Source organism: Kocuria tytonis (genome assembly GCF_003226895.2).
Classification (GTDB): Bacteria; Actinomycetota; Actinomycetes; order Actinomycetales; family Micrococcaceae; genus Kocuria; species Kocuria tytonis.
This window is the reverse complement of sequence record NZ_PNJG02000001.1, coordinates 32,419-50,636: the sequence shown is the minus strand read 5'-3', so window position 1 is coordinate 50,636 and position 18,218 is coordinate 32,419. Positions and strand designations below refer to the sequence as shown.

Below are 18,218 nucleotides of genomic sequence, written 5' to 3'. Positions count from 1 at the left end.
GCTCCCTGCCGCACCGAGGGTGCGGGCGGCGTCGCCCTGCCGGGGGTGCCGCTCGGGCCGCTTTCCGGACGGGACCGCGCGCGCGAGACCCGCGCGGAACGCACCGGGCCCCGGCACGGCGGGCGCAGGCGGAACACAACGGGCCCCGGCCCGGTAATCGCGGGCGGGAACGGCCTCAGGCGTCGTCGGGACGCTGGCCGGGGACGTCCAGGCCGAGCAGCGCGTTCTCCACGACCTCCGCGAGCGCGGGGTGGATCCAGTACTGGCCGCGGGCCATCTCGTGCACGCGCAGTCCGAAGGACATGCCCTGGACGAGGGGCTGCACGAGGTTGGAGGCGTCCCGGCCGATGAGGTGGGCGCCCAGCAGCTCGCCGGTGCGGGAGTCGGCGATCAGCTTGCAGATCCCCACGCGGTCCTCCATGGCCCAGCCGTAGGCCACGTCCCCGAAGTCCTGTTCCTTGACGGTGATCTCCGCACCGTTCTCGGCGGCCCACTCCCGGGCGGCCCGTTCGGTCATGCCCACGGATGCGATCTGGGGTTCGGTGAACACCGCGGACGGCACGTACCGGTGGTCGCAGCCGCGCAGGTCCTCGGGGTGGACCACGTTGTGGGACACCACCCGCGCCTCGGCATTGGCCACGTGCTTGAGCTGGTGGGGTGAGCACACGTCGCCGAGTGCCCACAGCCCGGCCACGGGTTCGCCGCCCGAGAGCACCCGCTGGTGCTCGTCCACCGCGAGCAGCCCGGCGTCCGTGACGTCCAGGTCCGCGGCCCCCGGATCCAGGGTGTCGGCGTTGGGAACGCGGCCGGTGGCCAGCAGCACCACGTCCGCGGTGCGCTCCCAGAGCTCGCCGGAACCGTCCGATGCCTCCGCGCGGACCGTGAGGCGGCCGTCCTGCGCCCGTTCGATGCCCGTGATGCTCCACCCGAGCTGGAGGTCCCAGTGCTCGGCGGCCTCGCGGGCGAAGCGCTCGGCAATGGTGTCGTCGTGGGCGCGCAGCAGGCGGTGGGAACGGTTGAGCTGCGTCACCGAGGACCCCAGGCCCTGGAACACGTGGCAGAACTCCGCGGCGATGTACCCGCCGCCCACCACCACGATGTCCCGGGGCTGCTGCGGCAGGCGCATCACGGTGTCGGAGGTGTGGACGCCCTCCAGGTCGGTGCCGGGGACGTCCGGCATGTGCACACGTGAGCCGTTGGCCAGCACGATCTGCGGGGCGGTGATCCGCTCGCCGGACTGCGTCTCCAGCACGTACGGTGCCACGAAGTGCACGTACTCCTGGATCACCGTGACGTTCTCGAGGGACTGCCGGTACTGCAGCCCGTTGGTGGCGATCGCGTCGATCCGGGCGAAGATCCGGTCCCGCATCCCGGGCCAGTCCACGTTCTCGATCGCGGCGTCCACCCCCAGCCGGGCGGCGTCGCGCGCCTGGTCCGCCACGGTGGCCGGGTACACGTACATCTTGGTGGGGATGCACCCCACGTTCAGGCACGTGCCCCCGAAGCGGTTGGGTTCCACGATGGCCACGTCCATGTCCCGGTACTCGTCCGTGAGGATCGAGTTCCCGGAGCCGGAGCCGACGATGATCAGATCGTATGAGCGCATGGGCCCCATGGTAGGACGACGCCCCGCACATCGGGTGCGGGGCGTCGTCCTTCAGCTGCCGGCGTCACCGGAGAACGCGGTGGCGGTGACGGCGGTCACTGCGGGTCGATCACCAGGACCAGGTCCCCGCCGCTCACGTGGGCGGTGTCGGACAGGGCCACGCGGGACACCGTGCCGCCCACGGGCGCGGTGATGGAGGCCTCCATCTTCATGGCCTCGATCGTGGCCACCGAGTCTCCGGCGGACACCGTGTCCCCCTCGGAGACCGTGACGGTGACGGCCCCGGCGAAGGGCGCCGCCACGTGACCCGGCTTCGAGGTGTCCGCCTTCTCCGTCTCCACGACCTCCGACTTCACGGACTCGTCGCGGATCTCGAGCAGACGCAGCTGGCCGTTGAGCGTGACCATCACGGTGCGCATGCCCTTCTCGTCCGGCTCGGAGATCGCCTGCAGGGTCACCAGCAGACGCACGCCCTTGCCGAGCGAGATGACGTGCTCGTGGTCCTGATCGAGTCCGTACAGGAAGTCCCGGGTGTGCAGCACGGAGACGTCCCCGTACTTGGTGCGTGAGCTCTCGAACTCCTTCGTGGGGCCCGGGAACAGGAGCCGGTTGAGCGTGGCGCGGCGCACGGCGCCGGCCTGTGCGAGACCGGCGCGGTCCTCCTCGGAGAGCTCCTTGTCCGCGAGGTTCACCGAGCGGCCCTCCAGGGCCCGCGAGCGGAACGGCTCGGGCCACCCTGCGGGCGGGGTGCCCAGTTCACCGGCCAGGAAGTTGATCACGGAGTCCGGGATGTCGAACTTGCGGGGGTCCGCCTCGAACTCGGCGGGATCCACGTCCATGCCCACGAGCTGCAGGGCGAGGTCACCCACCACCTTGGAGGACGGCGTGACCTTCACCAGGTGGCCGAGCATCCGGTCCGCCGCGTGGTACATGTCCTCGATGGCCTCGAACTTCTCCCCCAGACCCAGTGCGATGGCCTGCTGGCGGAGGTTGGAGAGCTGCCCGCCCGGGATCTCGTGGCGGTACACCCGGCCGGTGGGGCTGGTGAGACCGGACTCGAAGGGCTTGTAGATGGAGCGCACCACTTCCCAGTACGGCTCCATGTCGCTCACGACGTCCAGGCTCAGGTTCGTGTCCCGCTCGGTGTTCTCGAGCGCGGCCACGAGTGCCGAGGCGGAGACCTGCGAGGTGGTCCCGGCCATCGACGCCGACGCCGCGTCCACCGCGTCCACGCCCGCCTCGCACGCGGCCAGCAGGGTGGCCAGCTGGCCGCCCGCGGTGTCGTGGGTGTGCAGGTGCAGCGGGAGGTCGAAGCGCTCGCGCAGGGCGCCCACCAGCCGGCGGGCCGCCTCGGGGCGCAGCAACCCGGCCATGTCCTTGATGGCCAGGACGTGGGCCCCGGCGTCCACGCACTGCTGCGCGAGGTCCAGGTAGTAGTCCAGCGTGTAGACGGTCTCGTCCGGGTCCAGCAGGTTGCCGGTGTAGCACAGGGCCACCTCGGCCACCGCCGTGCCGGTGGCGCGCACCGCCTTGATCGCGGGGCGCATCTGGTCCACGTCGTTCAGGGCGTCGAAGATGCGGAAGATGTCCACACCGGTCTCGGCGGCCTCCGCCACGAAGGCGTTGGTCACCTCCACCGGGTACGGCGTGTAGCCCACGGTGTTCCGCCCGCGCAGCAGCATCTGGATGGGGATGTTGGGCATGGCCTCGCGCAGCAGGCGCAGCCGCTCCCAGGGGTCCTCCCCCAGGAAGCGCAGTGCGACGTCGTACGTGGCCCCACCCCACGCCTCGATGGACAGCAGACCCGGCAGCAGGTGCGCGTACGCGGGAGCCGCGGCCAGCAGGTCGCGGGTGCGCACGCGGGTGGCCAGCAGGGACTGGTGGGCGTCGCGGAAGGTCGTGGAGGTCACGGCCAGCGGCTCGTACTCGCGCAGGGCGCGGGCGAAGCCCTCGGGGCCCTTCTCCTGCAGCACCTGCCGCCACCCCGGGGGGACCTCGTGGGTGGAGGGGCCGTCGAACGGACTGCGGTAGGGCTCGTCGCGCTTGTCGCCCGGGTAGTGCGGCAGCTTGTTGCGCGGGTCGATGCCGTCCACGCGCTCACCGTTGGGCTTGTTGACCGTGATGTCCGCGAGGTAGTTCAGCGCGCGCGTGCCGCGGTCCGCGGAGCCCTTGCCCCTGAGCAGGTCCGGGTGGTTCTCGATGAAGTCCGTGGCCACGTCCCCGGCCAGGAAGTCCGCGTTGTGCAGCACCGCCTGCAGGAACTGGATGTTCGTGGCGATGCCGCGGATGCGGAACTCCGCGAGCGCACGGCGGGCCCGCAGCACGGCGGTCTCGTAGTCGCGGCCGCGGCACGTGAGCTTCACGAGCATGGAGTCGAAGTGCGGGGAGATCTCGGCACCCGCGTAGAGCGTGCCGCCGTCCAGGCGGACGCCCGCGCCGCCGGCGGAGCGGTACGCGGAGACCTTCCCGACGTCCGGGCGGAAGTCGTTGGCGGGGTCCTCGGTGGTGATGCGGCACTGCAGCGCCGCACCGCGCACCCGCAGCTGGTCCTGCTCGATGCCGAGGTCGTGCAGGGTCTCCCCGGCGGCGATGCGCAGCTGCGACTGCACCAGGTCCACGTCCGTGATCTCCTCGGTCACGGTGTGCTCCACCTGGATGCGGGGGTTCATCTCGATGAACACGTGCTGGCCGGCGCGCTCACCGGCGGTGTCCACGAGGAACTCCACGGTGCCCGCGTTGACGTAGCCGAGCTCCTTGGCGAACTTCACGGCGTCGCGGTGCAGGGCCTGGCGGATCTCGTCGTCCAGCTGCGGCGCCGGGGCGATCTCGATGACCTTCTGGTGGCGGCGCTGCAGGGAGCAGTCGCGCTCGAACAGGTGCACGATGTTGCCCTCGTTGTCCGCGAGGATCTGCACCTCGATGTGGCGGGGGCGCAGCACGGCCTGCTCGATGAACACGGTGGGGTCACCGAAGGCGGTGTCCGCCTCGCGCATCGCGGCGTCCAGTGCGTCGGGCAGCTGCTCGGGGGTCTCCACGCGGCGCATGCCGCGGCCACCGCCGCCGGCGACGGCCTTCACGAAGACCGGGTAGCCGATCTTCTCGGCGGCGGCGATCAGCGCCTCCTTGTCCGAGGAGGGGTCCGAGGAGTCGAGCGTGGGGATCCCGGCGCGGCGCGCGGCACGCAGCGCCGCCACCTTGTTGCCCGCGAGTTCGAGGATCTCCGCGCGGGGACCCACGAACGTGATGCCCTCGGCCGCCGCGGCGCGGGCGAGCTCCGGGTTCTCCGACAGGAAGCCGTAGCCGGGGTAGATCGCGTCCGCCCCGGACTCCTTGGCCACGCGGATGATCTCGGGCACGTCCAGGTACGCGCGGACGGGATGGCCCTCCTCCCCGATGTTGTAGGCCTCGTCCGCCTTCTGCCGGTGGATGGAGTTGCGGTCCTCGTGGGGGAACACGGCCACGGTGCCGGCCCCCAGCTCGTACGCCGCTCGGAAGGCGCGAATCGCGATCTCGCCGCGATTGGCCACCAGGATCTTGGAGAACATGACTGCCGTTTCCGCACGCGGGACCGGTGGGAGCCGCGTACTGGGTGAGGAGTTGGGTACCGACTTTCAGCTTACGTGAGGGGACCTCCACCGGCCCAGCTTCCCGGATCGTGTCATGGGCCGGGTCGCCCCCGGATTGGGGGGCAGTCCGGCTCGGCGGACCCCGGGCCGGACCCGGTTCCGGTCGCACGCAGCGGCATGCGGGTCCCCGCCCCACGGCGGGTCGACGCCGCCACCCGCCCGGTCCCGCACCGGCCGTCCGCGCCCGCGAAACTTCCACCCATTAGCATGTACCGGGGCGGTGGACAGCCCCCGTTCAGGTGACAGGAGGGTGATCCGTGCAGATCGTCAGCATCAGCAGCCTCAAGGGCGGGGTGGGAAAGTCCTCGGTGGTCCTCGGCCTCGCGTCCGCCGCTCTGGAGGCCCGGATTCCCACGCTGGTCGTGGACCTCGACCCCCACGGGGACGCCTCCACCGGTCTGGGCGTGCACGCGCGCTCCGGCAAGGACGTGGGCTCCGTGCTGCGCCGCCCCCGCAGGGGCGCGCTCGGTGCCGTGGCCACCGCCTCGCCCTGGGCGCAGCACCCGATCACGCCCGAGACCCCCGTGGCGACCGCCCGCGAGTGGGCCCCGGACGCGTCGGCCCGGAGCCGCCGGCCGGTCCTGGACGTGGCGCCGGGTTCCGCCGCGTCGTCGCACCTGGACCACGCGGCCTTCCGTCCCCGGGACCTCAGGCGCCTGGAGACCGCGCTGCGCGGTCTGGACCGGTACGAGCTGGTGCTGGTCGACTGTCCGCCCACGCTCAGCGCGCTCACCCGGATGGCCTGGGCGGCATCCCACAAGGTGCTCTCCGTGGCGGAGCCCTCCCTGTTCTCCGTGGCGGGCACCCAGCGGACCATGAGCGCTCTCGCGCAGTTCGAGGGTTCCCGCGTGTGGGCGGTCCCCGAGGCGGGAGTGGTCGTCAACCGCGTGCAGGACTCGTCCCCGGAGCAGCAGCACCGGTTGCGGGAGCTCCGGGAGCTCTTCGGACCCCTCGTGGTGGACCCCGTGCTCCCGGACGTGTCCGTGGTGCAGCGGGCCCAGGGTGCCGCGTGGCCCGTGCACCGCTGGCCGGGCAGCGAGGCGGAGGACCTCGCACGGCGCTTCAGCACCGTCCTGGAGGGCCTCACCCGCTGAGGGTGGCCCGCCGCAGGACCGCGTCAGCCGGCGTTCTGCTTGCGCCGCCGGGCCCGACGTGCTGAGAGCTCGTCCTCGGGGAACGGCCCGGGTTCGGGGGCGCCGTCGAGGGCGGCGTGCTCCGCGGGCATGGCGGCCAGCGTGGCCTCCACCTCGCGCCACACCCGACCCACCGCGATGCCGAACACGCCCTGGCCACCCTGGACGAGGTCGATGACCTCGTGGGGGGACGTGCACTCGTAGACACTGGCGCCGTCGGACATCAGCGTGAGCCGCGTGAGGTCCTCGATGCCGCGCAGGCGCAGCGCGCCCACCGCGGAGCGGATCTGCTGCAGCGACACCCCGGTGTCCAGCAGCCGCTTGACCACCTTGAGGACCAGGATGTCCCGGAAGCTGTAGAGGCGTTGCGATCCGGACCCCTTGGCGCCGCGCACGGTGGGTTCCACCAGAGCGGTGCGCGCCCAGTAGTCCAGCTGCCGGTAGGTGATCCCCGCGGCCTTGCACGCGGTGGGACCGCGGAAACCGACCGTCTCGTCGATCGCGGTGAGGTCGTCGGTGAACAGCATCTCCTGCGTGCCCCCCGCGAGGGAGGATGCACGCAGCCTGGCCGCGTCCAGCGGCAGCTCCGGATTGCTCAAGCGTCCTCCTCGTGCGTGGGGTGGGGTGCACGACACGCCGTGCCCCTCCGTCACCGTGTCAGTGGTGCTCCCCTGACCGTAGGCTCCGGGACCGGCGGGGTCAAAGACCCCGGAAGCCGGAACGTCGTGTCGCCAGCCTACCCGCCCCGGCCGCCGCAGCGGGGGATCAGGACTGGAAGTCCTCGGGATCCACCTGGTCCAGGAAGTCGCGAAATTCCCGCACCTGGGCCTCGGCCTCGCGCGGCGTGCCGGGGGCCTGTTCGCGCAGCTCGCCGTCGGCGCTGAGCACCAGGCCCGCCTCGTCCAGCACGGCTGCGGCGCACCTGATGGGACAGGCGGTGCGGGCGGCCAGCGCGAGGGCGTCGGAGGCACGGGCGTCGACCACCGTGGCGTCGTCGAAGGAGATGGCGGCGTGGAACACCGTGTCCTCCACGGTGTGCACCACCACGCCCGTGACGCTGCGCCCGAGCTCCGCCACCACGGAGAGCAGCAGGTCGTGGGTCAGGGGCCGGGGAGGTTCGATCCCCTGCAAGGCGAAGACGATGGACGTGGCCTCGTTGGTGCCCACCCAGATGGGGAGCCGCCGGGGCCCGCCCACCTCGCGCAGGACCACCACGGGCTGTCCCGTGGGGACGTCCATGCGCACACCGGCGATCTCCATGCGGACGTCAGTGCTCACCGGGCGGTCCTCGTGGTCTCGGGGGCGTCGAACGAACGGACGGTGTCGTCCACCTGGGTGTGGACCACGGCCGACATCACCGACAGGCACAGGGCCGCGATCTCCCGCGCCCGCTGCACCGCTCTGTGGCGGGTGGCCGGATCGCGCCGGGTGCGCAGGGGCGAGACGCTGCCCTCCACGAGGGCCACCACGCGCTCCGAGGCTCCGCGCAGAACGCGCAGGTGGCGGGGTTCGATCCCGTAGGCCCCGAGCCTGCCCGCCGCCGTGGCCACCGTGAGCGCGTGCTCGTCGAACGCGCCCGCGCGTTCCACCAGGAGACCGTGCGTCAGCAGCTCGCGGAGCAGGGGGAGGTCGGTGCCGGAGCGCGCGGCGAGCTCACGGAGCGAGTAGCGCGATTCCGAGACCGGGTACTCACCGGGATCCGCCGCGGACGCGGAATCGGCACGGGTGGGCGGCGTCCCCTGCCGCTCCGCGCCCTCCGCAGGATTCTCCCCGCGGTCCATGCGGTCCCGGATCACCCGCAGCGGCAGGTAGCGCTCCTGCTGCAGACTCAGCACCGTGGTGAGCCGCTCGACATCCTGCGCGGAGTACTTGCGGTACCCCGATGCCGTCCGCTGCGGATGCACGAGCCCCTGGTCCTCCAGGAAGCGGACCTTGGAGGCGGTCAACCCCGGGAAGCGCGGCTGCAGCTGCTTCAGCAGTGCACCGATCCCCACGCGCACCGGCTGCGGTTGTTCGGTCTCAGGCATGGGACGCGTCAGGACCCGTTCTGCACGGAGTGGTAGAACGTGAAGCGGAACTTTCCGATCTGGACCTGGTCCCCGTTCTCCAGGACCTTGGTGCTCACGCGGTCGCTGTTGACGTAGGTGCCGTTGAGGGAGGCGTGGTCCACGACCTCGAACGTGCTGTTCCGGCGGATGAACTCCGCGTGCCGCCGGGACACGGTGACGTCGTCGAGGAACACCGAGCACGCGGGGTGACGGCCGGCCACGACCTCGTCCCGGTCCAGCAGGAACCGCGCGCCGGTCAGCCCGCCGTTGGTCTCGAGCAGCAGCGCGGAACCCGGCGGCAGTGACGCCACCGCGTTCTGCTCGCTCTCCGTGAGCTTGTGGTGGGCGGCGGTTGAGAGCACGTCCGCCACGATCTGGATGGAGGTGGTCTCAGGCCCGGAGCGAGCGCCGGATGTGTCTTGGTTGGACATGGGGTTCGTTCACCTCACGTGGAGAAGTGGAAGTTAGTCCAGCAACTGCTGGTAGGCCTGGGCGTCCAGGAGGTCCGCGGTGGCATCCTCGGAGTCCACGCGGACCGCGAAGAGCCACCCGGCCTCGTAGGGGGCCTCGTTGAGCAGACCGGGGTTGTCCACCAGATCCTCGTTGACGCTCACGATCTCGCCGGTGACGGGAGCGAAGAGATCGCTCACGGACTTGGTGGACTCGATCTCCCCCACGACGTCCCCGGCCGTGGTGGTGTCCCCGACCTCCGGGAGCTGCACGAAGACGACCTCGCCCAGTTCGTTCTGCGCGTGGTCCGTGATGCCCACCCGGTAGGTGTTGTCGTCGGTGAGGTCCTGGACCCACTCGTGCTCTGCCGTGTACGCGAGTTGCGCGGGAATGTTGGTCATGCGGGTCAGTTTAGGGCAAGCACCCGCCGTAGTCCGCATCACACGCGTGTCCGTGGAGCGCGCCCATGTCGTCACCTCGGCCCACACGGCCCGCCGGAGCGCGCCGCCGCCGTCCGGGGCCGTCGGACGGGTGTAATTTGGCCCGGTGCCCATCACCGAGGCTTTCCAGCAGGTCACGATCCGCGCCCGCACGCACGGCTCCAGGATCCGCCGTTCCGCGCCCATGATGAAGTCTCGGCCGGATCCCTTCCACCTGCACGAGCTCACGCCGGCCCGCTCCGCGCGGCTCATCGTCTCCGCGTTCCTGCTCGCCCTGCTCACGGGCACCGGACTGCTCATGCTCCCCGTGGCGACCGTGGCCCCCGGTGGCACGGATCTGCTCACCGCCGCCTTCACCGCCACCTCCTCCCTGTGCGTGACCGGGCTCATCACGGTGGACACCGCCACGTACTGGACCCCGTTCGGGCAGGTCGTCATCATCTTCCTCATCCAGGTGGGCGGGCTGGGGGTCATGACGTTCACCACCACGCTCGGCATCCTGCTGGCCCGGAAGTTCGGGCTGTCCACCCGGTTGCTGGCCAACGCGGAGACCAAGTCCCGCGGCGGGGCCCGCCAGGTGGTCGCCCGCATCGTGCTCACCACGGCCGTCATCGAGTCCTCGGCGGCCGCGGTCCTCTTCCTGCGGTTCCTGCTGCACTACCACTACCCCCCGTCCAGGGCGCTCGCCCACGGCGCGTTCCATGCCGTCTCCGCGTTCAACAACGCCGGTTTCGCGCTCTACTCGCTCAACGTCGTGGACTTCGCGGGCGACCCCGTGGTGCTGCTGACCCTCTCCACGTGCGTGATCCTGGGCGGGCTGGGCTTCCCCGTCCTTTACGAGCTGCGCCGCCACATCTGTGTCCCCCGCCGCTGGAGCATGAACACCCGTCTGGTCCTGCTGGCCACCCCCGTGCTGCTGGTCAGCGGCACGGTGTTCCTCCTGGTCCTCGAGTGGAACAACCCCGCCACCCTCGGCCCGCAGCCCGCCGCCGGGAAGCTCCTGAACGCCTTCTTCCAGTCCACCATCTCGCGCACCGCGGGCTTCAACAGCATCGACATCTCCCACATGCACCCCGTGTCGTGGCTCGGGATGGACATCCTCATGTTCATCGGCGGCGGCCCGGCGGGCACGGCCGGCGGCCTCAAGGTCACCACGTTCGGCGTGCTGTTCTTCATCGCCCTCACCGAGATCCGCGGCGGCGCGGCGGTGCCCGTGCTCGGCAAGCAGCTCTCGCGCTCCGTGCAGCGCGAGGCCATCACCGTGGTGGTGCTCGCCACGGGCGCGGTGATCGGGGGCACCATGCTCATCATGCTCACGGACACCACCCTGGGCCTGGACCGGGTGCTCTACGAGGCCGTCTCCGCCTTCTCCACGGTGGGCCTGAGCACCGGGATCACCCCCACCCTCGCGCCGTTCGCGCAGTGCGTGCTGATCGCCCTGATGTTCATGGGCAGGCTCGGACCGGTCACCGTGAGCGCCGCCATCGCCTTCGGTCGCCGCCCTCCCACGTACGAACTGCCCAAGGAGCGGCCGCTGATCGGCTGAGCCCCCGCGGACGACGACGCCGCCCGCCCGTCCACACCTGCTGACCGCGGCTCCCCGGCCCGCACCCGTTCCAGCGCACCCCTCGCCCGGGGCCCCGGTGCACCCGGCCCTGACGACGCACCGCCCCTGCGGTGCACCCGACCCGTGAAGGAAGTCCCATGTTCGGATCCCACCCCGCAGAATCCCCGCGACGCGGCATGTCCAACGCCGTGGTCGTGATCGGCCTGGGCCGCTTCGGCGGTGCCCTCGCCCTCGAGCTCATGCGCAACGGCACGGACGTGCTGGGCGTGGACGCCAGCGAGTCCACCGTGCAGCGCTTCAACGGCAAGCTCACGTCCGTGGTGCGCGCGGACGCCACGGACGAGGAGGTGCTGCGCGAGCTGTCCGTCAACGAGTTCGAGCGCGCCGTGGTGGGCATCGGATCGGACATCCAGGCCAGCATCCTCACGGCCTCCCGGCTCGTGAAGTTCGGCTGCCCCGCCATCTGGGCCAAGGCCATCACGGAGCCCCACGCGGAGATCCTCACGCAGATCGGCGTGCAGCACGTGGTCAACCCGGAGAGCGACATGGGCACGCGCGCCGCCCACCTGATCCAGCACCGGATCCTGGACTTCGTGCCCATCGACGAGGACTACGCCCTGGTGCGCTGCACGCCCCCGGAGCCCATCCAGCAGCGGCCCATGGACCTGCTCAACGTGCGGCAGCGGCTCGGGGTCTCGGTGGTTGCCGTGTGCCGCCCCGGCGGGCAGTGGGAGCCCATCGAACCCGGCACCATGCTCTACGACGACGACCAGATCCTCGTCACCGGCCCCACCCGGAAGGTGGAGCACTTCTCCAACCTGACCTGAGGCGTCCTCGGCCCTGGGCACGGGACTCGCCCGGCACCCCGCCGCTGCACGTCATCCCGGACGATCGCGCTCCCGGCCGGTGGGGTCGGCCACCGGTGGCACCGCCCGGCGGTACCCCCCCGCGACCCCGGTGCCGCCCGTCACGGCGCACCACGGCACCCGCGACCGGGGCGGCGTCAGCCGCGCAGGAACCGGGTCAGGCGGCGCAGGTCCCGGGCCGAGGGCACGGGTGCCTCGGCGGTGACGGGTGCGAGGGCCTCGAGACGGGGGCGGACGGCGTCGTCGTCCTGCGCGGGGCCGATGGCCACGACCACCGAGTGCGCCGGCGCGTCCGGGTCCCGACCGGCCCGCTCCACGCAGACGTACCCGGCCACCGAGTGCGCCACGAAGCGGCGCAGCCCGCGCGCGGTGGGAACGTCCACCACGGCCTTGATCCGGTGCACCGCGTCCGGCGGGTCCGCCAGCAGGTCGGCGAGCGCCGCGGGATCCACCGGGGCGGGGACGTCGAGGGATTCGGCCCGGTGGCGCACGTGGTGTGCGTGCGTGTACCCGGGTGAGGTCCCGAACTCCCAGAGCGGCAGCTGCCCGCCCTCGGGGACCGTGCGCTCGGCGGTGTCGAAGAACAGTCGCGGGTCCGCCGCGCCGTGGGGGGCGTCCAGCACCATGGCCAGCGGGTTGGCCCGCCCGATCCGCTCACGGACCTCCGCGACCTCCCCGGGCTGCGCGAGATCGGTCTTGGTGAGCAGCACCACCGCGGCCGCTCTGACGTGCTGGGCCAGGTCCCAGCCGCCGGCCTCCGCGTGGGCCGTGTGGGCGGCGTCGACCACCTCCACCAGGCCCCCGAAGCGGACACCCGCCACGGTGCTCGCGAGCACCAGCTGGATGAGCCCGGGCGGCTCGGCGAGCCCGGAGCCCTCGATGACGATCGCGTCGAGGTCCAGCGCGGGGCGGGACAGGGTGCGCAGGGCGTCGTCGAGCTGGGCCGGGTCCTCGATGCAGCACAGGCAGCCGCCCGCGATGGACACGGGATCCGCCACGTGGCCGGCGACGAGGGCGGCCTCCACGTTGACGTCCCCGAAGTCGTTGATGATGACCCCGATCCCGCCCCGCCCGGTGGCCAGGAAGTGGTTGAGCACCGTGGTCTTGCCCGCCCCGAGGTAGCCGGTCAGGATCAGCACGGGGACGGTGTGGCTCACGGGGGTCCTTCCACTGCTCGGTGGCGCCGGGGTCCGCGGGAGGGGGCCTGCGCCGCGGATACACTCGGGGCAATTCTCGCAACAGGAGGCCTCGTGGACGAATTGACCCTGCTGGCCGTCGCGGCCGTGGTCGTGGTGGTGGCGGTCACCAGCATCTCCGCGCGCATCGGCGTGGCGGCCCCCATCCTGCTGGTGGTGGTGGGGGTCGCACTGAGTCTGGTCCCCGGTGTTCCCACCGTGACCATGGACCCCGAGCTGATCCTCACCGTGGTGCTTCCGCTGCTGCTCTACGCGGCGGCGGTGAACATGCCGGCCACCGACTTCCGCCGCAACCTCGGCGCGATCACCGCGCTGTCCGTGGTGCTGGTGGTGGCCTCCGCCTTCGTGGTGGGGCTGCTGGTGTGGTGGCTGCTGCCGGACCTCGGGTTCGCGGCGGCCGTGGCGCTGGGCGCCGTGGTGAGCCCGCCGGACGCGGTGGCCGCCACGTCCATCGGCAAGCGGCTCGGGCTGCCCAACCGGCTGGTGACCATCCTGGAGGGCGAGGGGCTCGTGAACGACGCCACCGCCCTCGTCATGCTGCGCTCGGCCGTGGTGGCCACCGCCGGGGCCATCAGCGCGGGCGGTGTGCTCGCGGACTTCGGCTACGCGGTGGCCGTCGCCGTCCTCGTGGGGATCGTGGTGGGCTGGGTGTCCATCCGGATCCGGGCCCGGCTGGAGCAGCCGGTCACGAGCACGGCCATCTCCCTGGTGGTCCCGTTCATCGCGTTCATTCCCGCCGAGCACCTGGGGGCCTCCGGCGTGCTGTCGGTGGTGGTGGCGGGACTGGTCACCGGCATCAGGTCGCCGCGCCTGCTGTCCTCCCAGGCGCGGGTCTCCGAGCGCACCAACTGGCGCACCGTGCTGCTGCTGCTGGAACACGGGGTGTTCCTGGTCCTGGGCCTGCAGATCGCGCTCATCGTGGGCGAGGTGCGGGACGCGCACCTCAGCGTGAGCGGTGCCCTGTGGCTCGGGGTCCTGGTGACGGCCGTGCTCCTCGTGGTGCGGTTCGTGTTCGTGGCCCCCATGATCGGGGTCATGTCCCGGCAGCAGGAGCGCGCGAAGGGCAGGTCCCAGTGGTTCGACGACGCCTTCCAGCGTCTCGAGGGCCATCCCGAGGTCCCCGAGCACCGGATCGCGAAGCTGCGCCACATGATCACGCGCCGGCAGGCGGACGCCTCGTTCTTCAGCCGCGAGGGGATCGGCAAGCGCGGTGGTTTCGTGATCGCGTGGTCCGGAATGCGCGGTGTGGTCACCGTGGCGGCGGCCCAGACCCTGCCCGAGGACCTGCCGTACCGGCCCCAGCTGATCCTGATCGCGTTCACCGTGGCGGTGCTGACCCTGGTGGTGCAGGGCGGCACCCTGCCCCTGCTGATCCGGGTCCTGGGAATCCGGGGCTCGGACGAGGAGGAGCTGCAGCGAGAACTGACGCGTCTCGTCAACACGCTCACCGAGGCGTCCGAGGACGTGCTGGAATCCCCCACCCTGCACCGCAGCGACGGCCGGCCGTTCAGTGAGGAGATCCTGGGCATGGCCAGGCAGCGCACGCGGAAGATCCCGGAGACGGTGTCCACCGAGACCATGCAGACGTGGACCACCACCCGGCAGGAGCAGCAGGAGCTGCAGCGCAGACTCCTGGAGGCCCAGCAGGACGCGCTGCTGGACGCCCAGGCCTCGGGCGTCTACCGCTCGCAGACCATCGACGCCGCCCAGCAGTTCCTGGACCGGCGCAACATCATGAACGAGTGAGGGTCCGCCCCGCAGCACGACGACGGCCGGTGGGGATCGACCGGCCGTCGTCATGGGGCGTTGTGCCCCTCCGCGGGGACGTTCACGCGCTCGCCGCGGCCCGCAGCCTGTCCACCGCCTCCACCACCGTGTCCGGGGAGCACGCCAGGTTCATGCGCGCGAACCCCTGGCCGCCCGTGCCGAACGTCGGGCCGCTGGACAGTGCCACCTTGGCGTGTGCCACGGCGTACTCGGCGGGGTCGTCGCCCCAGCCCAGTGCCCGCATGTCCAGCCACGCGAGGTACGTGGCACTCCCCCGGCGCACGCGCACGGCGGGCAGCTTCTCCGCCAGCTGCCGCTCCAGCAGCTCCATGTTCTGCTGGATCACCTCGATGGTGGCGTCCAACCAGTCCGTGCAGTGCCGGAAGCCCTCCTGCGTGGCCAGCAGACCCATGATCCCGGTGCGGTAGGACACGGCGTCAGGCACGGCCTGCAGCCACCGGGCCATGGGCTCGGAGTCCACCACGAACATGGCGGCCTTCAGTCCCGCGAGGTTGAACGCCTTGCTCCCGGAGGCTGCGGCCACCCCGTGGCGGCGGGCCGTGTCCGAGACGGAGAGGTACGGGGTGAACGTGGCCCCGTGGTGGGTCAGTGGCGCGTGGATCTCGTCACTGGCCACGGACGCGCCGTGCCGCTCCACGATGTCCGCCAGCTGCGTCAGCTCCTCCCGCGGGTGCACGAGCCCCAACGGGTTGTGCGGGTTGCACAGCAGCACCGTGCGCGCCCCGGCGGTCAGGGCGGCGTCGATGCCGGGCAGGTCGAGACGGTAGGAGACGCCGTCGTCCTGCAGCGGCACCTCCACCACCCGGCCCCCGGCCTCCGCGACCAGGTGGTAGAACGGCGCGTAGACCGGCGGGGTGAGGATCACGCCGTCCCCGGGTTCGATGAGCCGGCGCAGGGACTCCACGATCACCACGGTGACGTCCGTGGTGTAGGTGATGCGCGCGGGGTCCGGGCGCCAGCCCCAGCGCTGCGCGGCGAAGTCCGCGTACGCCGTGGCCGCGCCGCGGTCCGCGGTGGCGGCGTAGCCCGTGTCGTTGTTCTCGATCGCGGCCTCCAGCGCCGCCTTCACCGCCGGCGGGGTGGGGAAGTCCATTTCCGCGATGAACATCGGCAGGACGTCCTCCGGGTAGCTGCGCCACTTGGTGCTCGTGCGGCGGCGCAGGGAGGGCATCTGGTCTGCGGTGGTCATGGAATTCCCTTCGACGGGCTGCGCGGCGGGATGTCAGGAACGCGTCAGTTTGTGGGCCTGTCCCAGCCGCAACAGGTCCAGCGTCCTCTCCTGCTCCTGGGCGCGCTCGCTGAGCTCCCGGAGCGTGTTCTCGTCCAGCCTGTTGTCCGGGGCCTCCAGGAGCAAGCGCCAGCCGAGACCCTTCACGTGCACGGCGGCCTGGAGGCCTTCCAGTTCCTCGATGTCGGACAGCGGCGAACGGCTGTTGAGCCGCTCGTTGGGCTTCAGGCGCGCCACCTTCTCCGCGGCGCGAGCGGGCAGGTCCTTGAGGGGTGCGGGTTTGACCCCGAGCGCGGCCATGATCTCCTCCAGTGCGGCCTGGTCCTGTGCGACCTCGTCCGCCATCCGGGACACCGCGGCTCGCACCTCCTCGTCCCCGTGGAACTCGCCCACCCGGCGGAACGCGGCCAGTCCCGCGGCCGATCCCGCGTGGTGGTCCTGCAGGTACGTGGTGATGACGTTGCTCATGGAATACCCCTTTCTCGACGTCCTTCCAGCCAACCACGTGCAGTGCGCACCGGGCCACACCCGGGCGGGTACCACCCGGCCCACGACGCCGCTCGCTGCGCCATACTGGACGGGACGCCGCGTGGCAGACGCGGCGGGGCACGACACCCGACGATCTGGGGGGACCATGACACCGGAGACCTTCGTGGACTTCACCGCGCCCAACGGCCTGAGCTCGTGGTACCACGTGTGGCACACGGGTTCCGCGGGAATCCTGTACTACTTCGACGGCGACTACTGGGACCTGGAGGACACCTCCATCAACTGGCCCGAGGAGGGGGATCTCGCGCGGCTGGCCATCGCCGCCCAGGCCCGGGACCTGATGTTCGTGGCCGTGAACACCCCGGACGAGGACGGCTCCGGTGACGGCTACACGTGGTGGGAGGACTGCAAGGCCAACGGCAAGTACTTCCGGGCGCTGCACGAGCACCTCGTGGCCGCGAACCCGGATGTGGACGCGAGCAGCATCTGGTTGATCGGCTACAGCGGCGGGGCGGAGTTCATCACCTACGAGCTGCTGGACCGCGGCATCGAGGGCATGACCGGCGGCGGCGCGGTCATCATCGGCGGTGGCGGGGCGAACGCCCCGGTGGCCCACAAGAAGAAGGCCCGGCCCTGCATCGGCTCCACCGCGATGCACTGGTGGGTTGGTGACCGGGACGTGGACGGCGCCACCAACCCCCCGGAGTGGAGCGCCCTCGGTGCGGCCGAGGAAGGCGTGGCGGCGTTCCGGGACGCAGGCTTCGACACGCACCTCCACGTGCTGCCGGACACGGACCACTCCGGGTACGACGCCGTGGAGTGCCTCGCCCGCGCCCTGCCGGCGGTCTCGCGCTCGGCCGGGCTGCGCGCGGCGCTGTCCGACGGCTGGGTGCGGCTCACCCGGGACACGTGAACCCGGGACGCACGGTGTTTGCCATCGTAATCGAAGCGTGACCCGCAGGTGATGTTCGTGAGGAGGGCCGTCGCGACACCATGAACAGTGACGGACCACACGAAGGAGTCACATCATGCATCGCACGACACGCTTCATCGCTCCCCTGGCCCTGGCGGCTCTCGCGCTCACGGGTTGCGGCGGCGCACAGGACTCGTCCCCGGACAGTGGCACGAGCTCGGCCACGAGCACGTCGGCCAGCCCGTCGTCCTCCGGCTCGCCCAGTGCCTCCGCCTCCGCAACGCCCGCCCCTCAGAAGCCCTCCCCCTCGAGTTCCGGGGCTCCCCAGCCATCCGCGCCCGGAGCCGCTCCGGCCCAGCCCCCGGCGGACGACGGCCGCACCACGAGCCTCGACGAGTTCCTGGTGTCGGGCGGGGTGTGCGGCTCGGACGTCTTCCCCGCCGGGCCGCCCACCGAGAAGGCGCTGGCCGACATCCAGAACCACTGCGGCACCATGACCGTGCCGGGCAACCCCGATCAGCGCCAGGGCGGGAACGGACAGGCCGGCCCGTCCCAGGAGTACCGGGGCTACGTGGCTCCCGGGTTCGACTACCAGGTGGGCTCCCCCTGCTTCGATCCCACCCTGGATCGCTGCAGGACCAGCGGTGAGATCCAGTCCGAACACACCGGGGGCTGATCCCGCGGCCCGCAGGCAGGGAACGAGCAGGGCATACGAGAACGGACCTGACGGTGAATCACCGTCAGGTCCGTTCGTGCGGTCGGGATGACAGGATTTGAACCTGCGACCCCTTGACCCCCAGTCAAGTGCGCTACCAAGCTGCGCCACATCCCGCGACCGCGTTCCGCACTGGCGAACCAGTGCCGAACA

General features: G+C 71.5%; 16 protein-coding genes and 1 tRNA gene. 6 read left to right on the top strand and 11 right to left on the bottom strand.

Features of this window, described 5'->3' with window-relative positions; translation table 11 throughout:
- Positions 1-175 precede the first annotated feature (175 nt).
- Positions 176-1,606, bottom strand: coding sequence for a mycothione reductase (locus C1C97_RS00220; protein WP_121029481.1), 1,431 nt, complete (start codon positions 1,604-1,606; stop codon positions 176-178).
- 95 nt (positions 1,607-1,701) lie between these two features.
- Positions 1,702-5,151, bottom strand: coding sequence for a pyruvate carboxylase (locus C1C97_RS00215; RefSeq protein ID WP_121029479.1), 3,450 nt, complete (start codon positions 5,149-5,151; stop codon positions 1,702-1,704).
- 338 nt (positions 5,152-5,489) lie between these two features.
- On the opposite strand from C1C97_RS00215, the gene C1C97_RS00210 reads away from it, so the two are divergent.
- Positions 5,490-6,326 (top strand): ParA family protein, encoded by an 837-nt coding sequence (locus C1C97_RS00210; RefSeq protein WP_121029477.1) that lies wholly within the window; start codon positions 5,490-5,492, stop codon positions 6,324-6,326.
- A gap of 23 nt (positions 6,327-6,349) precedes the next feature.
- On the opposite strand, the gene C1C97_RS00205 is transcribed toward C1C97_RS00210, so the two are convergent.
- The 5 genes from C1C97_RS00205 to gcvH all read right to left on the bottom strand — a co-directional run bounded on the left by C1C97_RS00205 (position 6,350) and on the right by gcvH (position 9,264).
- Positions 6,350-6,892 (bottom strand): MerR family transcriptional regulator, encoded by a 543-nt coding sequence (locus C1C97_RS00205; RefSeq protein ID WP_233542755.1) that lies wholly within the window; start codon positions 6,890-6,892, stop codon positions 6,350-6,352.
- 238 nt (positions 6,893-7,130) lie between these two features.
- Complete coding sequence (locus C1C97_RS00200; RefSeq protein ID WP_121029475.1) at positions 7,131-7,643, bottom strand: bifunctional nuclease family protein; 513 nt, start codon at positions 7,641-7,643, stop codon at positions 7,131-7,133.
- On the bottom strand, positions 7,640-8,392 hold the full coding sequence (gene ftsR / locus C1C97_RS00195) for a transcriptional regulator FtsR (RefSeq protein ID WP_121029473.1): 753 nt from the start codon (positions 8,390-8,392) through the stop codon (positions 7,640-7,642). Before ftsR ends, C1C97_RS00200 begins: the two co-directional genes overlap by 4 nt.
- 8 nt (positions 8,393-8,400) lie before the next feature.
- Positions 8,401-8,844 carry an FHA domain-containing protein gene (locus C1C97_RS00190; protein WP_110920139.1) on the bottom strand — a complete coding sequence of 148 codons (444 nt, stop codon included), beginning with the start codon at positions 8,842-8,844 and terminating at the stop codon, positions 8,401-8,403.
- Between the two features lie 33 nt (positions 8,845-8,877).
- Positions 8,878-9,264, bottom strand: a complete 387-nt coding sequence (gcvH, locus tag C1C97_RS00185; protein WP_121029471.1) for a glycine cleavage system protein GcvH — start codon at positions 9,262-9,264, stop codon at positions 8,878-8,880.
- Positions 9,265-9,409: 145 nt separating this feature from the next.
- Here gcvH and C1C97_RS00180 point away from each other — a divergent pair, with 145 nt between their 5' ends.
- Both C1C97_RS00180 and C1C97_RS00175 read left to right on the top strand, forming a co-directional pair.
- Positions 9,410-10,849 (top strand): TrkH family potassium uptake protein, encoded by a 1,440-nt coding sequence (locus tag C1C97_RS00180; RefSeq protein WP_121029469.1) that lies wholly within the window; start codon positions 9,410-9,412, stop codon positions 10,847-10,849.
- Positions 10,850-11,007: 158 nt separating this feature from the next.
- Positions 11,008-11,697: a potassium channel family protein gene (locus C1C97_RS00175; RefSeq protein WP_110919456.1), complete on the top strand. Its 690-nt coding sequence runs from the start codon at positions 11,008-11,010 to the stop codon at positions 11,695-11,697.
- Positions 11,698-11,873: 176 nt separating this feature from the next.
- Here C1C97_RS00175 and C1C97_RS00170 read toward each other — a convergent pair whose 3' ends face one another.
- Complete coding sequence (locus tag C1C97_RS00170; RefSeq protein ID WP_121029467.1) at positions 11,874-12,893, bottom strand: CobW family GTP-binding protein; 1,020 nt, start codon at positions 12,891-12,893, stop codon at positions 11,874-11,876.
- Between the two features lie 93 nt (positions 12,894-12,986).
- Between C1C97_RS00170 and C1C97_RS00165 the strand changes: the two genes are divergently transcribed.
- Positions 12,987-14,678: a cation:proton antiporter gene (locus C1C97_RS00165; RefSeq protein WP_121029465.1), complete on the top strand. Its 1,692-nt coding sequence runs from the start codon at positions 12,987-12,989 to the stop codon at positions 14,676-14,678.
- An 82-nt stretch (positions 14,679-14,760) separates the two neighbouring features.
- Here the strand turns inward: C1C97_RS00165 and C1C97_RS00160 are convergent, their stop codons facing one another.
- Both C1C97_RS00160 and C1C97_RS00155 read right to left on the bottom strand, forming a co-directional pair.
- Positions 14,761-15,909 carry a MalY/PatB family protein gene (locus C1C97_RS00160; protein ID WP_121029463.1) on the bottom strand — a complete coding sequence of 383 codons (1,149 nt, stop codon included), beginning with the start codon at positions 15,907-15,909 and terminating at the stop codon, positions 14,761-14,763.
- A 33-nt stretch (positions 15,910-15,942) separates the two neighbouring features.
- Entirely contained in the window at positions 15,943-16,416 is a 474-nt protein-coding gene (locus tag C1C97_RS00155) for a hypothetical protein (protein ID WP_121029461.1), read from the bottom strand.
- Between the two features lie 166 nt (positions 16,417-16,582).
- Here C1C97_RS00155 and C1C97_RS00150 point away from each other — a divergent pair, with 166 nt between their 5' ends.
- Together C1C97_RS00150 and C1C97_RS00145 are read left to right on the top strand one after the other, a co-directional pair.
- A complete protein-coding gene (locus C1C97_RS00150; protein ID WP_121029459.1) occupies positions 16,583-17,350 on the top strand; it encodes a hypothetical protein in 768 nt (255 codons plus the stop codon).
- Between the two features lie 115 nt (positions 17,351-17,465).
- Positions 17,466-18,026, top strand: coding sequence for a hypothetical protein (locus C1C97_RS00145; RefSeq protein ID WP_121029457.1), 561 nt, complete (start codon positions 17,466-17,468; stop codon positions 18,024-18,026).
- An 82-nt stretch (positions 18,027-18,108) separates the two neighbouring features.
- Here the strand turns inward: C1C97_RS00145 and C1C97_RS00140 are convergent.
- Positions 18,109-18,182: transfer RNA gene (locus tag C1C97_RS00140), tRNA-Pro, on the bottom strand.
- Positions 18,183-18,218 lie beyond the last annotated feature (36 nt).